Source organism: Pseudoxanthomonas sp. UTMC 1351 (assembly GCF_040948865.1).
Taxonomy (GTDB): Bacteria; Pseudomonadota; Gammaproteobacteria; order Xanthomonadales; family Xanthomonadaceae; genus Pseudoxanthomonas_A.
Genome location: NZ_JAVGJT010000013.1, coordinates 95,248 through 110,371, shown reverse-complemented (window position 1 = coordinate 110,371; position 15,124 = coordinate 95,248). Strand labels below are relative to the sequence as shown.

Annotated in this window: 7 protein-coding genes; 5 read left to right on the top strand and 2 right to left on the bottom strand. The window is 62.7% G+C overall.

Features of this window, described 5'->3' with window-relative positions:
- Positions 1 to 29: 29 nt before the first annotated feature.
- On the bottom strand, positions 30 to 452 hold the full coding sequence (locus tag AB6O04_RS10355; protein ID WP_368563798.1) for a CopL family metal-binding regulatory protein: 423 nt from the start codon (positions 450 to 452) through the stop codon (positions 30 to 32).
- A 432-nt stretch (positions 453 to 884) separates the two neighbouring features.
- On the opposite strand from AB6O04_RS10355, the gene AB6O04_RS10350 reads away from it, so the two are divergent.
- The 4 genes from AB6O04_RS10350 to fabB all read left to right on the top strand — a co-directional run bounded on the left by AB6O04_RS10350 (position 885) and on the right by fabB (position 4,650).
- A complete protein-coding gene (locus tag AB6O04_RS10350; RefSeq protein WP_368563797.1) occupies positions 885 to 1,334 on the top strand; it encodes a group III truncated hemoglobin in 450 nt (149 codons plus the stop codon).
- Positions 1,335 to 1,414: 80 nt separating this feature from the next.
- Positions 1,415 to 2,473: a glucokinase gene (locus AB6O04_RS10345; RefSeq protein WP_368563796.1), complete on the top strand. Its 1,059-nt coding sequence runs from the start codon at positions 1,415 to 1,417 to the stop codon at positions 2,471 to 2,473.
- Positions 2,474 to 2,924: 451 nt separating this feature from the next.
- The gene (gene fabA, locus AB6O04_RS10340; protein WP_368563795.1) at positions 2,925 to 3,440 is read left to right on the top strand and encodes a 3-hydroxyacyl-[acyl-carrier-protein] dehydratase FabA; all 516 of its coding nucleotides are present in this window, start codon (positions 2,925 to 2,927) and stop codon (positions 3,438 to 3,440) included.
- Position 3,441: 1 nt separating this feature from the next.
- Entirely contained in the window at positions 3,442 to 4,650 is a 1,209-nt protein-coding gene (gene fabB, locus AB6O04_RS10335) for a beta-ketoacyl-ACP synthase I (RefSeq protein WP_368563793.1), read from the top strand.
- Between the two features lie 126 nt (positions 4,651 to 4,776).
- Here fabB and AB6O04_RS10330 read toward each other — a convergent pair whose 3' ends face one another.
- A complete protein-coding gene (locus AB6O04_RS10330) occupies positions 4,777 to 6,087 on the bottom strand; it encodes a sugar MFS transporter (protein WP_368563792.1) in 1,311 nt (436 codons plus the stop codon).
- 1,646 nt (positions 6,088 to 7,733) lie between these two features.
- On the opposite strand from AB6O04_RS10330, the gene AB6O04_RS10325 reads away from it, so the two are divergent.
- Positions 7,734 to 15,044, top strand: coding sequence for an ESPR-type extended signal peptide-containing protein (locus tag AB6O04_RS10325; protein WP_368563791.1), 7,311 nt, complete (start codon positions 7,734 to 7,736; stop codon positions 15,042 to 15,044).
- Positions 15,045 to 15,124: the final 80 nt, after the last annotated feature.

The window sequence follows — 15,124 nt, the reverse complement described above, 5'->3', positions numbered from 1 at the left end:
GAGAGGCCGCTAAGGCGCGGCCAACAGGCTTAGCCGATGGGAGGTCGCTGCAGGTGCGACAAAGCAGGAGACAGATGCTGCGCCGGGCGATACGCCGGGACGTGGCTTCGCGCCAGCGTCGGGGAACGAAGCCAGAAAGCCAGGTTGGTGGCAGGAACATGCTGCGCGCAGACGCAGTCGCACTGGTCGGTCTGGCAGCAGTTGGAATCGTCGTGGCTGTCGTGGCCGGCAATGCCATCTTTCGGCGGAGCGGGGTCCTGGTAGGCCATGTCGCCCTCGGCGTCGTGACAGGGCGGCACGTCGTGCGCGGCCATATCGTGGTTGACGGCGTCGCTGGCGACGGGTGCCCCGGCCATATGCAACTGCGTGGCCGCATACGCATAGCCCGATCCGTTGAAGATCAGGACAACGCTGAGCAGCACGCGCAGAAGGATGACGGGAAGCGACGACATGGTGCGCGTACTTTAACCTGCTGGTCGCTGAAATATGCATTTGGCGGCTGAATGGTGGGTGGAAAACCCTGGACTTGGGGCAGGGTTTAGTCGACAGGACGTACTGCTCTTTTCCTTCTCCCTCTGGGAGAAGGTGGCGCGAAGCGACGGATGAGGGAATGAGGTGTCCGCTTGTAGAAAGTTCCGCTGACAAGTCATTCCCATTACCTCATCCGCCCCCGTATCAAGTACGGAGCAGGCTCTCGCTTCGCGCCCCGGCCCTGCGCAGCACGCAGGGCATTCAGGCATGCACGACCCGATGGGTCGTAAGCCGCATGCCTTCATCCCAAGGGGAGAAAGGAAAAGCAAGCTCTTCCTCGGAGGAAGGAAGCTCCTGTGAACGTAGATCTACCCATCGATGCGACAATACATCGCCCCCATCCACCCACACCCATGTCCACACCCCCCACATCTACGCCCGGCCCAGCACTGTGTACCGAAGAAGAGGTTGCGCGCCTCGTCGACGACTTCTACGCACGCGTACGCCAGGACGAGCAACTGGGACCGATCTTCGATGCGCGCGTTCATGACTGGCCCACGCACTTGGCGCAACTGACGGATTTCTGGTCGGCCGTACTGCGGGGTACGCGCCGCTTCCGCGGAGCGCCGGTGCCCAAGCACATGGCGATACCGGGCTTGTCGGCGGAGTTGTTTCTGCGTTGGCTGGATCTGTTTATGCAGACCACCGCCGAATGCGGAAACCCCGCGATGCGCCGTGAAGCCAACGCGGCGGCCCAGAACATCGCGGACAACCTGTGGCAGCGCTACCAATCCAATCGCGATCCTTTCGCCACACCACAGCCGTTGCGTCCGGTCTCGTTGCTGCCCATCGTTGGCACTTAGCCGGTCAGTTCGCACCTTTCAAACGCTTGTCTCATGCCCCATGCTTTATGGTTAGTGCGATTTGCCCACCAAGTGACGATATGAAGAACTCGACCGCAGTCGCCTCCGCTCGTCCCGTGGGAATGAAGGACATATCCAATACCAGTGAAACAAGCACGGTCATCGCGGCGGATGTGGGGGGTACGTTCGCGCGGTTGGCTTGGGTGACCATGAGTCCGACAGAAGCGCCGGTCGTTCGGAATTTCCGTAAATTCGCCTGCGGTGAATATCCCAGTTTGGCGTCCATCCTGCGCGAGTTCTCCACCGATGCGGCAGCAGATCCTGGCCCGGGTACTTCGCGCAGCGCAGTGGTTGCAATCGCGGGGCTGCTGGAAGGCGATCATCTCCTGAATACCAATCTGCCGTGGCAGGTTTCGGTAGCCAAAACAACGGTGGAATCCGGCCTGGAACACTTGCGCCTGATCAATGATTTTCAGGCGATGGCTTACGCCATTCCGTATGCGGATCCGCAGAAAATGAATCGCCTGGCGGGCTCGGGCGATCCATTGGCCGGGTGGCCCGCGTTGATACTGGGACCGGGTACCGGCCTGGGCGCGGCTCTGCGGTTGGGAGGCGAGCACGCTGCGGTTTTGTCCAGCGAAATCGGGCACTCCGCTTTGGCGGCGGGCAATGAACTGGAACTGGACATCGTGCGTTTGCTGATGCGCCGCTACGGGCACGTGGACAACGAGCGCGTACTGTCTGGCCCGGGATTGGTCAATTTGTACGGTTGTTTGTGCGAACTGCGTGGTGTATCGCCGCGATGGGGAATGCCACAGCAACTGATTGAGGCGGCGCAGTCCGGACAGGACCCCATTGCAGAAGAGAGCCTGCACGTGTTCTGCGAATGGCTGGGCAGCCTGGTGGGCGATTTTGCCATCGCGTTCGGAGCCAAGGCCGTTTACTTGTCAGGCGGCATCACCAGCCATATCGCGGAATTCCTTCACGATGGCCGCTTCCAGCAGCGCTACTTGCGCAAGGGTGCGCTGTCCGACGCGTTGCGGCAGGTGCCGGTATGGCGCGTCGACCACGGGCAACTGGGCGTGATAGGTGCCGCGGCATGGTATGCAGAGCACCGTGTTGATACTCCAACGTTTTAGGTTCGCTGCAATGCCGCATGAAAATCATGACACTTTCATGTAATGCGAATGCGCTGGGTTTCCTTCTCCCCCCGGGAGAAGGTGCCCGAGGGCGGATGAGGGAATGGCAATGACTCGCCGTCTGACCTTATTACAAGCGGATACCTCATGCCCTCATCCGTCGCTGCGCGCCACCTCGCTTTGCGCCCCGGCCCTGCGTAGCACGCAGGGCATTCAGGCATGCACGACCCGATGGGTCGTAAGCCGCATACCTTCATCCCGGTGGGAGAAGGGAAGCCTTCGCATCCTAATTTCCGAATCAATTGACGTCGTTTGTAATCCTCATTCTCAAGTGGATTCTTGAACGAAAACCGCACACCTACGCACGCGTATGGAAAACGATTTGATGAAGATCAAGGTAAAGTAGCGTTTGCGTCGCCATATTGGCGCTTTCCTATCGGTGAATCCCTTGATGACAAAACCTTCGTCGCTCGATCGTGAGCAATTGTTGAGTTGCGCTCGCGGCGAGATGTTCGGCCCTGGCAATGCGCGTTTGCCCGCACCGCCCATGCTGATGTTCGACCGCATCACGCACATCTCGGAAGAGGGCGGAAGCTACGGAAAAGGGGCAATCCACGCCGAACTCGACATCGATCCCTCTCTGTGGTTTTTCGCCTGCCACTTCGAAGGCGACCCGGTGATGCCGGGCTGCCTGGGACTGGATGCCATGTGGCAGTTGGCAGGTTTCTATCTGCCGTGGCTGGGTGGGACCGGGCGCGGACGCGCACTGGGTGTTGGCGAAGTGAAATTCGTCGGGCAAGTGTTGCCCAATGCCAAGGTGGTCCGTTACGAGATCGATGTGCGTCGTGTAGTGCGCGGCAAGATGACACTGGTGCTGGCCGACGGGCGCACCTTGGTCGATGGCCGCGAGATATACACTGCCAAGGATCTGCGCGTGGGTCTGTTCTCTTCGACCGAAGGATTTTGAGATGCGTCGTATAGCCATTACGGGAATGGGTATCGTGTCGTGCCTGGGCAACGATTTGGACAGTGTCTCCAAGTCATTGCGCGAGGGGCGGTCCGGCATCACTTTCCAACCCGACTATGCGCAGATGGGTTTGCGCAGCCAGGTGGCGGGAATTCCGAACATCGATCTGGAAGCGGCGATCGACCGCAAGCAGAAGCGATTCATGGGCGATGCCGCGGCCTACGCGTATGTCGCCACGCGGGACGCGATTGCCGATGCGGGTTTGTCGCCGGAGCAGGTGAGCCATGTCCGCACCGGCGTGATTGCCGGTTCCGGTGGCGGATCGCCGGAATGGCAGATTGAAACAGCCGATCTGATGCGCGCGCGTGGTGTGCGCAAGGTCGGTCCATACATGGTGCCGCGAACCATGTGCTCGACTGTATCGGCGACGTTGGCAACAGCGTTTTCCATCAAGGGCGTGAGCTATTCGCTGTCGGCGGCGTGTGCGACTTCGGCGCATTGCATCGGCGCGGGGGCTGATCTCATTCGTTCCGGTCGCCAGGACATCGTGTTGGCCGGCGGCGGTGAAGAGGTGCACTGGGGCATGACCTGCCAGTTCGACGCGATGGGCGCGCTTTCCACCGGCGCCAATGAGACACCCGAAATCGCTTCTCGCCCCTACGACGCCAACCGCGATGGTTTCGTCATCGCAGGCGGCGGTGGCATGGTGGTGCTGGAGGACCTTGAGCACGCCCAAGCGCGCGGTGCGCGCATCTATGCGGAACTGGTCGGCTACGGCGTAACGTCCGATGGCGCGGAGATGGTGGCGCCTTCCGGCGAAGGCGCCGTGCGCTGCATGCAGATGGCGATGGATGGCGTGTCGGCTCCGATTGATTATCTAAACACCCATGCCACGGCAACGCCGCTGGGCGATGTGACGGAACTGGATGCCGTGCGCACCGTCTTCGGCAACGACATTCCGCCGATCTCATCGACCAAAGCGTTGTCGGGCCATTCGCTCGGCGCGGCCAGCGTGCACGAGGCGATCTATTGCCTGTTGATGATGCGCGATGGCTTTCTCGCAGGGTCGGCCCACATCAGCGAGTTGGATGAACGTGCAGCGGACTATCCGATATTGCGCAGCAGCCGCGATGCGTCGGTGAATACCGTTATGTCGAATAGTTTTGGTTTTGGCGGCAACAACGCAACGTTGGTGTTTTCGCGGGTTTGATCTGAGTCATCGATAGGTCAGAAGAAGGCAATGTAGGAGCGGCGTCTCGCCGCGAGCTCTTTCTGTCAGATCGCGATAGAGGCGAAGAGCTCGCGCCGGGACGGCGCTCCTACATCTACGGCACAATTATTCACCTGCCGTCGCCACAACCGGTGTGGTCCTTGCACCCCACAGCGCATAGAACAAAACATACAGCTCGCAAACCGCGGTAAGCAGAAAAGCCTGCTGCAATCCATAGCGATCGGCCAGCCAACCCTGCACGACAACAAGCGCGCCGCCGGCGATGGCCATCACCAGCAGGCCGGAGCCTTCTTCGGTCAGCGGCCCCAGCCCTTTGATGCCCAGCGTGAAGATGGTCGGGAACATGATCGAGTGGAACAGCCCCACCGCGATCAGCGACCACATCGCTACCGCACCGGTGGTGAACACCGTCAGCAGCATCACTACGAACGCGCCGATCGAGAATATGGCCAGCACGGTTTCGGGTGCCACCCGGCGCATCAGCAGGCTACCGGCGAAACGGCCCACCATCATGCCGCCCCACAACAGGAACAGATAGTTGGATGCCTCCGCGTGGGTAAGGTTGCCGATATGCGGCTGCGAGACGAAGTTGATGAACAGGTTCGACACGCCGATCTCGGCGATCAGGTAGATGAAGATCGCCGGAATGCCAAGCACCAGATTGCGATGGCGCCATAGCGAGTGCAGGGAGCGCTCTTCGCGCGTGGCACGTTGCGTCGCCTGGCCCAATGCAGGCAGCTTGAAGCGGGCGATCACCACCGCCAGCAGCACCAGCGTTATCGCGACGATCAGGTAAGGCAACTGCACCGACTGCGCATCGGCCAGGCGCTCGGCCTGGGTCAGCACCACCTCGCCCTTGGTGGTACCCGACGCGGAGCGGCCGAGAATCAGATAGCCGCCGAACAGCGGTGCCAGCGTAGTGCCGACCGAGTTAAATGCCTGCACCAGGTTGAGACGCGATGATGCCGTCTCCGGTGGGCCGATGACCGCGACATAAGGATTGGCCGCGACCTGCAGCAGGGTGATGCCGCTGGCGATCACAAACAAAGAGGTCAGTGTGATGCCATAGGACGGCAAGCGAGCCGCCGGGATCATGCCCAGTGCGCCAACCGCCATGATGACCAGACCGATCACCAGCGCACGCTGGTAGCCAACCCGTTCAATCAACTTGGCCGACGGCAGCGAGGCGAAGAAGTAAGCGATGAACCACACCGACTCGATCAACGTCGCCTGGGTATAGGACAAGCTGAAGACGCTGCGCAGATGCGGCAGCAACGTGTTGTTGATGACGGTGATGAAGCCCCACATGAAGAACAGCGAGGCCAGTAGCGTCAAGGCTGCGCGATACGAAGGCGAGCTGCCGACATGCGGCGCTTGCGTGGAAGTCCGAGCAGCCGATCCAGCAGGTCCTACCATTCCCAATCCTTCTTTCGACGTCGAATGAGTGCGCACGCCGCCGCAGCGGCCGGCGTGAATCTGCCGTCATGGAGACGCTTGCCAGCAGACCCGGCCATACGTTGTCAGCCGACGCCCGCCGCGATGCGACTCCCCCCAAAGGATAGGCAGGGCAGGGAGCGCCGCACCAATCATTTAAATCGGGCGAGCTATATCGCAATTGCAATGACGCAATGCAGGGGACCGGAACCAGGAATGGGAGGGCAGGAAGCCGGAAACAGGAAGCCGGTGTCAACAAAAACGCAGCTGATCCTTGTAGGAGTGGTGCCGGCATGCTGGCACCGGTAAGTCGCGATGGGGCTTTACCGGTAACGCCTCATCGCGACTCACGCCGCTCCTACAAACACACGTAGCCCGGATAAGCGAAGCGCATCCGGGGTGGGTTACACGGAACCTGCACGTTCCCCGCCCGAATAGCGGTATCTACTCGCTGCGGTTGTTCGCCATCTGGCCGCGCTGCGGCCTTTGGCCTCACCCGGGCTACCTACCTTGTGGGAGTGGTGCCGGCATGCCGGCACCGGTGAGTCGCGACGTTGATGTTTCCTGTCGCGACTCACTGGTGTCGACATAGCGCCATCATCTTTACAAGGAAGCGGCGGGGTAACGCCCCATCGCGACTCACCCGCGCCAGCATGCCGGCACCACTCCTACAAGGAACGGCAACGGTATCCATGTCGGCAATGGTCGATGATCGCATTCGACTAAAGTCGAGCATCCGATGCGCTGGAGTTCGAGAGCCTAAGTTGCCGCCTCATCGAGCACCAGCATCATGCAAGGGATATCGTAAATGATATTGGTAAATGTATTTACCAATCAGTGCGCATCCAACACGTAGATCTTCATCAAGAACGCAAATAGAAAACTCTCAGTTTTCTCTCATTACTATGAACGAAGATCGGTGCTGCACGCATGCAGAACGATGTTGAATCGATGCATGCAGATCGCACGCAAGTGTTTTCTAAAATATTCTAAGTGCGCAATTGCAATTCGAGTCACAGTAATTTTTGTTTTCAGCGGATAGAAATGCACGACCGATTTCATATGCAATAGCGGATATGAAATTCGACAGGGGGAACATGGAAGCTACCAACGTCCTTGATGCCGGATATCCGCCGGCATCTGCCATCAATGAAGTCAGCTCCCAAAGCCGTGGTTGCACGACCACGTGCACGCGGAGGTCGGTAGCCGCTGCCGCGGTTTGCGATCTTGCTTCCTATCCGATGCCCGAAGCTCAGCGGTCGGAACGCCGCCCTGTGTGGGTCGCAACCGCCTTGCGAGCGCATGGCGCTGGAGCAAGGCACCGGCTGGTGCTCCAAACCCTGCACCACTTAACGCGCGTCGATATCAGCCTTCGGTCTGCCGCCGCTTCAGCGCCAGACATCTCTCGGCCAAGCTCCGCCCGCTTACCGCAGTGGATCGAACGCGATTCCACGGTAGTGCTGCGCCCTCAACCAAACGTCACGCGCAGCTCCCGTCCCAAGTGCTGGCGCATGCACGCGCTGCGCCGGATATCGCCGCGTGCGCGATCCGTATCAAAAAAGTCATAAGCAACGCCACATCGTCTTGTCTGCGGACCACCGCATTCGTTTGCCACTAAGGAATAGGTAATGAACAAAATCTACAGCGTGGTATGGAACCGTTCGCTCAATCAGCTGGTGGTCGCTTCCGAGCTGGCCTCGCTTGGAGGAAAGGCGTCGGGTGGTGGACGGAAGGCGTCACGTCCGGCAGTAACGTTGTGCGCCGGGGTCACCGCCGCGTTGTTGACGATGGGTGGATTGGGATGGGCCGGGTCGGCGCAAGCACAGGTGAGCTGCGCTGCGGCGCCGTACAACTACTACAGCGGCAGCACGATGTGCGTGGGTTTCATGTCCCAAGCGACTACAGGCGGAGGCACTGCGGTAGGTTATAACGCCCAAAGTACGGCGCTGAATGCCACGGCTATCGGCTACCAAGCCATTGCCTCTGGGATTAATGCCATTTACCTGGGTCCGCGAACCGGAGGAGCCGGTGCGGCGGGCGACGGTGCCATCGGCATCGGCACCGACGTGATCGCTACTGCTGACGGTACTGTCGCCATAGGTATTCAAGCCAGATCGACGGGCACGGGCGCCTTGGCCATGGGTACCTCATCCAGAGCCTGGGGTAACCAGTCGATCGCATTCGGCCTAGGCGCGAACGCGGGCGTCCAAACCAACACGGCCCTGCCCAATGACATCGCAATCGGTGTCAATACGCAGGCTACCGGTGGTTTCAGCGTCGCGCTGGGCACTGCTGCCACTGCGACCGCGCAAGGCGGCGTTTCGATGGGTAACTCAGCCGATGCCACGGGGATCAATGCCAGCGCATTGGGATCCGGGACAACCGCGAGCGCCACTAATGCGACTGCAGTTGGCGCGTCCGCCGAAGCCGCCGGAGTCGCTGCCAGCGCCCTCGGTTCTTTTGCCAATGCCGGTGGCGGGGGTTCCGCTGCGATAGGTTCTGGCGCCAACGCCAGTGGCGCTAATGCGTTCGCCGGTGGCCGTTCGGCAGAGGCGAGCGACGCCGCTGCCACGGCCGTCGGCAACACCGCTCGCGCGCTAGGAAACAGTTCGCTTGCGCTCGGTACGCAAGCGCTCGCTATCGGAGCAAGCACGGTCGCGGTCGGCCAGGGTTCCGGTGCAGGCTCGACGGCCGCCAATACCGGTTCGATCGCAATGGGTGTCGCCGCCGGAGCGCTGGTCACCGGCGCGCAGAACACCGCCATCGGCGGAGGCATTGCCAGCGTGATGCGCGGCGCGGGTTCGGGCGTCACCGGAACGCGGAACGTCGCCTTCGGCGTCGGCGATGGCACGGTAACCTACGACGGCACGCTGCAGGCTGCGGCCGGCAGCCTGGTGAGCGGCGACGACAATATCGCCATCGGCACCAACGCGGGCATCGGCGTCACGGCCGACGCAACGACGTCGATCGGCGTGAACGCGAATGCCAGCGTGGGCAACGCGATCGCCATCGGTACCCTGGCCAGCGCATCCGCACTGGATGCCGTCGCGCAAGGCAGCAGCGCCAACGCGGGCGGCCGCAACGCGATCGCCATCGGCTTCCAGTCGATCGCGTCGGAAATCAACTCGATCAATCTTGGCGCGCGCACATTGGCAGGATCGGGTGCCACGGCAGCGGGTGCCATCGCCGTCGGCACGGACGTGACCGCATCGCAGGATCGCGCTGTTGCCATGGGCGTCGCAAGCCGGGCAACCGGCGTGGATGCGGTAGCAGTCGGAACCTGGACCAATGCGGCTGCCAACTATGCGACAGCGCTCGGCACAGGTGGTAACGGCGCAGCAACAGCCGTGCGCGCCACGGGTGTCGGCTCGGTCGCCATTGGTGGTAACGCAGCACTAGGCGCTCTCGCGTCGGGCGCCAACGCCATCGCCATCGGCGGTGAATCCGTCGCCAATGCTGATGACGCAGTCGCCATCGGTCACGGCTCCACCGCCACCGGCGGCCGGGCCGTCGCCATCGGCTCAGGCAATGTCGCCAATGGCGACGGTGCAGTCGCCATCGGCGACCCCAACACCGCCACCGGCAACGGTGCGATCGCCTCGGGCCTGGACAACACCGCCACCGGCAACGGTTCGGTCGCGATGGGCAACACCAATATGGTCGGCGGCGGCGGCCAGGCGGTCAGCACGCCGGGCACTGCGGCGCAGGGTGCGGTCGGCATCGGCTTCCAGAATCAGGTGATCGGGCAGGGCAGTGTGGCGATCGGCAGCACCAGCCGCGCGCTGGCGGCTGGCGCGGTCGCCTTTGGCGATACGGCTGTAGCCAACAATGCGCGCGATGTGGCGCTGGGTTCGGGCTCGGTGACGGGTGTGGCGGTGGCGACAGCCAACACCGCAATTGACGGCGTGACCTACAACTTTGCGGGCACCAATCCTACTTCCACTGTGAGCGTGGGCGCAGCCGGTACCGAGCGCACCGTTACCAATGTCGCAGCCGGCAGGATTTCCGGTTCTTCGACCGATGCCATCAATGGCTCCCAGCTGTTCGCGACCAACCAGGCGATCGAGGCCGTCGCCACGACCGCCACTGCCGGTTGGAACATCACCGACGGCACCAATAGCGGCAACATCGCACCGAATGAAACGTTGACGGTGGCGGCGGGCAGCAACGCCACGGTGGTCTACAACGATGCCACCGGGACGATGACCGTGGGCGTGGCGGCTGATCCGAGCTTCAACAGCGTCACCGTGGGCGACACCGTCATCAACGACGGCAGCATCAGCTTCACCAGTGGCGGCCCCAGCATCACCAATGTCGGCATCGATGCCGGCAATACGACCATCACCAACGTGGCAGCGGCAGTCAACAACACCGATGCGGTCAATCTGGAGCAGGTAACCAATCTGGTCGACGGTGCAACAACGCGCTACTACAGCGTCAACGACAACGGCGTGCAGGGCGGCAACTACAACAACGACGGCGCCAGCGGCATCAACGCTATGGCAGCCGGCGTGGGCGCCAGTTCCACGGCCGCGCAGGGTGTGGCACTGGGCAACAACGCCAGCGTGACCATCGATGGAGGCGTAGCGCTGGGCTCGGGTTCGCTGTCGGACCGTGCGCTGGCGCCAGCATCCGGCAATATCATCGCCGGCACCGGCCTGGTGCCGTACAACACCAGCGACAAGACCTTGCTGGGCGCGGTGTCGGTGGGCACCGACACCACCTACCGCCAAGTCACCAACGTGGCCGACGGCACCCAGGCCCAGGATGCGGTGACCGTTCGACAGCTGCAGGGCGCGATCACCTCGGTGACGGCAACCGGTACGCGCTACTTCCACGCCAATTCAGTGGCGGCGGATTCGCTGGCCGTCGGCGCGGAATCGATTGCCGTTGGCCCAACCACTATCGTCAATGGCGACAACGGCATCGGCATGGGCAATGGCGCACTGGTGCAGCAGACGGCGCCGGGCGGTATTGCGATTGGCCAGAATTCGGAAGTCAGCTTCGCCGACGGCATCGCGCTGGGCACCAATGCCACGTCCAACGGCATTCAGTCGCTGGCCTTGGGCGCAGGCTCCACTGCCAACGAACCGGGCAGCGTGGCGTTGGGTGCGGGTTCGGTGACCGCGGTGGCGGTGCAGACATCCAGCACAGTCATCGATGGCGTGACCTACAACTTCGCCGGCACCACGCCGACCAGTACGGTGAGCGTTGGCACGGTCGGCGGCGAACGCACCATCACCAATATGGCGGCCGGTAGGATTTCCGACAGCTCCACCGATGCGATCAACGGCTCGCAGCTGTATGCGACCAATCAGTCGATCGAGAACCTCAGCAACCAGGTTGAAGCGAGCGCCATTCACTACTTCAGCGTCAACGACAATGGCGTGCAGGGCGGCAACTACAACAACGATGGCGCGACCGGGCTGAATTCGATTGCGGTGGGAACGGGTGCGACTTCAGTCGCAGGAACCGGCATCGCCATTGGCAATAATGCCGCCGTCACAAGCGGAACCTCCGTCGGCGGGATTGCAATCGGCGACTCGGCGCGAACCGCAGGCAATCATGCAGTGGCCATTGGTTTGACTGCCAGTGCGGCGTCGAACGCGGTAGCACTCGGCGGCAACGCAACGGGAGCCGCGGCTTACACTGTCGCCATTGGTGGCGCGGGTAGCGTTGGAGGCGCCAACGCAACAGGTCTCGGAGCTATCGCCATCGGTGGTGGCGGCGGAACCGCCGTCACGGGGTCTGCGGCCGTCGCATCTGGATCTCGCGCCGTCGCCATCGGCCAGAACACAACGGCCAATTTTGCGAATTCGGTTGCCTTGGGCTACCAAGCCGTAGTCGGCAGCGCCTCGTCCGTGGCCTTCGGTCATGCCGCTACCACGGGCGCAACCGGCGTGAACGTCGCCATCGGCAACCTGAGCACCGCCAATGCCGGCACCGCTGCCGGCGGCGCGGTGTCGATCGGTCGCGGCAACGTGGCCAACGGCGACGGCGCCGTGGCCATCGGCGATCCCAACACCGCCACCGGCAACGGTGCAGTCGCGCAAGGCATGGACAACACCGCCACCGGCAATGGTTCGGTGGCGATGGGTAACACCAATATGGTGGGCGGTGGCGGCCAGGCGGTGAGCACGCCGGGCGCCGCGGCACAGGGCGCTGTGGGCATCGGCTTCCAGAACACCGTGGTTGGACAGGGCAGTGTGGCGATCGGCAGCACCAGCAGTGCGTTGGCCGCCGGCGCGGTGGCCTTCGGCGACACCGCAGTTGCCAACAACGCGGGCGATGTGGCGCTGGGTTCGGGTTCGGTGACGGGCGTTGCGGTGGCGACCACCAGCACGGTGATCGATGGCGTGAGCTACAACTTCGCGGGCACCAATCCGACCTCCACCGTGAGCGTCGGCGCGTTCGGTACCGAACGCACCATCACGAACGTTGCCGCCGGCCGGATTTCCGACAGCTCCACCGATGCGATCAACGGCTCGCAGTTGTATGCGACCAACCAGGCGATCGAAGCAGTCGCCACGGCCGCCAATACGGGCTGGAACATCACCGACGGCACCAACACCGGCAACATCGGCCCGAATGAAACGCTGACGGTGGCCGCAGGCAACAACGCCACGGTAGCCTATGACGACAGCACCGGCACGATGACCGTGGGCGTGGTGGCCAACCCCAGTTTCACCAGCGTCACCATCGGCAACACGCTGATCGACAACTCCGGCCTGACCATCACCGGCGGCCCCAGCATCACCAATGTCGGAATCGACGCCGGCAACACCACCATCACCAATGTGGGTCCTGCGATCACTGGCACCGATGCGGTCAACCTGGATCAGGTGACCAATCTGGTGGACGGCGCAACGACGCGCTACTACAGCGTCAACGACAATGGCGTGCAGGGTGGCAACTACAACAACGACGGCGCCAGCGGCATCAACGCGATGGCGGCGGGTGTGGGTGCCAGTTCCACGGCGGCGCAAGGCGTGGCGTTGGGCAACAACGCCAGCGTGACCACCGATGGCGGCGTGGCGCTGGGCTCGGGGTCGGTGTCCGACCGCGTGGTGGCGCCGGCAACCGGCAACATCATCGCCGGCACCGGCCTGGTGCCGTACAACACCACCGATAAGACCTTGCTGGGTGCGGTGTCGGTGGGCACCGACACTACTTACCGCCAGATCACCAACGTGGCCGACGGTACCCAAGATCAGGACGCGGTGACGTTGCGCCAGTTGCGCAACGGACTGAGTTCGTTCTCGGTAACGCCCACCATGTACTTCCATGCCAATTCGGCGGCGGACGATTCGCTGGCGGTTGGCGCCGAGTCCGTAGCCATCGGCCCGACTACCGTCGTGAACGGCGACAACGGCATCGGCATGGGCAACGGCGCACTGGTGCAGCAGACGGCACCAGGTGGCATCGCGATTGGCCAGAATTCGGAAGTCAACTTCGCCGACGGTATCGCGCTGGGTACCAATTCCACCTCCAACGGCATCCAGTCCATGGCATTGGGCGCCGGCGCTACCGCCAACGAACCCGGCAGCGTTGCGCTCGGTGCGGGGTCGGTGACGTCGGTGGCGGTCGCAACACCCAGCGTGGTGATTGGCGGAACGACCTATAACTTCGCCGGCGTCACGCCGACCAGCACGATCAGCGTCGGCGCGGTCGGTAGCGAGCGCACCATCACTAACGTCGCGGCCGGTAGGATTTCCGACAGTTCCACCGATGCGATCAACGGTTCGCAGTTGTTCGCTACCAACCAGGCCATCGAAAACCTGACCAACGCCGTCAATGCTTCCGCGACGCACTACTACAGCGTCAACGACGGCGGCGTGCAGGGCGGCAACTACAACAACGATGGCGCCACCGCCACCGGTGCCATTGCATCCGGCATCAACGCCAGCGCGACCGCGACGGATGCGATCGCCATGGGCACTGGCGCTACGTCTGGCTTCGCCAACAGCGTCGCGCTGGGCGCCGGTTCGGTCACGGCCGCCGCGGTGGGCACCGCCAGCGCGACCATCGCGGGCACCACCTACAACTTTGCTGGTGCGACGCCGGCCGGAACGGTCAGCGTGGGCGCTGCCGGTGCAGAGCGCACCGTCACCAATGTCGCGGCGGGACGGATCAGCGACACCAGCACCGATGCAATCAATGGCAGCCAGTTGAACGCTACCAACCGGGCCGTCAACCTGATCGATGGGCGCGTCACCAATCTGGAGAGCTCCATCACCAATATCGTCAACAACGGCTCAACTCCCAATTTCCAGGTGGGCGGCGGCAACACCACGGTGGCGACGGCTAGCGGCAGCAATTCCACGGCGGGCGGTTCCGGTTCAGTGGCTTCCGGCAACAACAGCACGGCGATAGGCGGCAACAGCACGGCGTCGGCCGACAACAGCACCGCGGTGGGCAATGGCGCCACGGTGACCCATGGCAACAGCGTGGCGCTGGGGTCCGGCTCTGCTACCACCGTGGGCGCGCAGAACAACTACAACGGCGCCTATGTAGGCAACAGCAGTTCGACCGGCGAAGTAAACGTGGGCGGGCGCACGATCACCGGCGTGGCGCCGGGTATCGCCGGCACCGACGTGGTCAACGTCAACCAGTTGAACGCGGGTGTGGACCAGGCCGTCACCCGAGCTAATCAGTACACCGATAGCCGCTTGGCCCAATTGGACAACGATGTGTGGACGCTGGAACGCGGCTACCGTGGCGCGACATCGTCGGCGATGGCCATGGCGGGTTTGCCGCAGGCGTACCTGCCGGGCAAGAGCATGGTGTCGGTGGGCTTTGGCGGATATCAAGGCGAATACGGCATGGCGTTCGGTCTGTCTGGCATCACCGAGAACGGCCGCTATGTCTACAAGGCGCAAGCCAGCGGCAACACCACGCGCGATTGGGGCTTCTCGGTGGGTGCGGGAATTCAGTGGTAGTCCTCTGCTCGTCGTCCCGGCGTAGGCCGGGATCTAGCGACTTAGAACCACTGAAAGCGAAAGGCACTGGGTCCCGGCCT

What these genes read in the sequence shown, in the direction of transcription:
- AB6O04_RS10355 (WP_368563798.1), bottom strand. Translation starts at nt 452, where the DNA reads ATGTCGTCGCTTCCCGTCATCCTTCTGCGCGTGCTGCTCAGCGTTGTC.
- AB6O04_RS10350 (WP_368563797.1), top strand. Translation starts at nt 885, where the DNA reads ATGTCCACACCCCCCACATCTACGCCCGGCCCAGCACTGTGTACCGAA.
- AB6O04_RS10345 (WP_368563796.1), top strand. Translation starts at nt 1,415, where the DNA reads ATGAAGAACTCGACCGCAGTCGCCTCCGCTCGTCCCGTGGGAATGAAG.
- fabA (WP_368563795.1), top strand. Translation starts at nt 2,925, where the DNA reads ATGACAAAACCTTCGTCGCTCGATCGTGAGCAATTGTTGAGTTGCGCT.
- fabB (WP_368563793.1), top strand. Translation starts at nt 3,442, where the DNA reads ATGCGTCGTATAGCCATTACGGGAATGGGTATCGTGTCGTGCCTGGGC.
- AB6O04_RS10330 (WP_368563792.1), bottom strand. Translation starts at nt 6,087, where the DNA reads ATGGTAGGACCTGCTGGATCGGCTGCTCGGACTTCCACGCAAGCGCCG.
- AB6O04_RS10325 (WP_368563791.1), top strand. Translation starts at nt 7,734, where the DNA reads ATGAACAAAATCTACAGCGTGGTATGGAACCGTTCGCTCAATCAGCTG.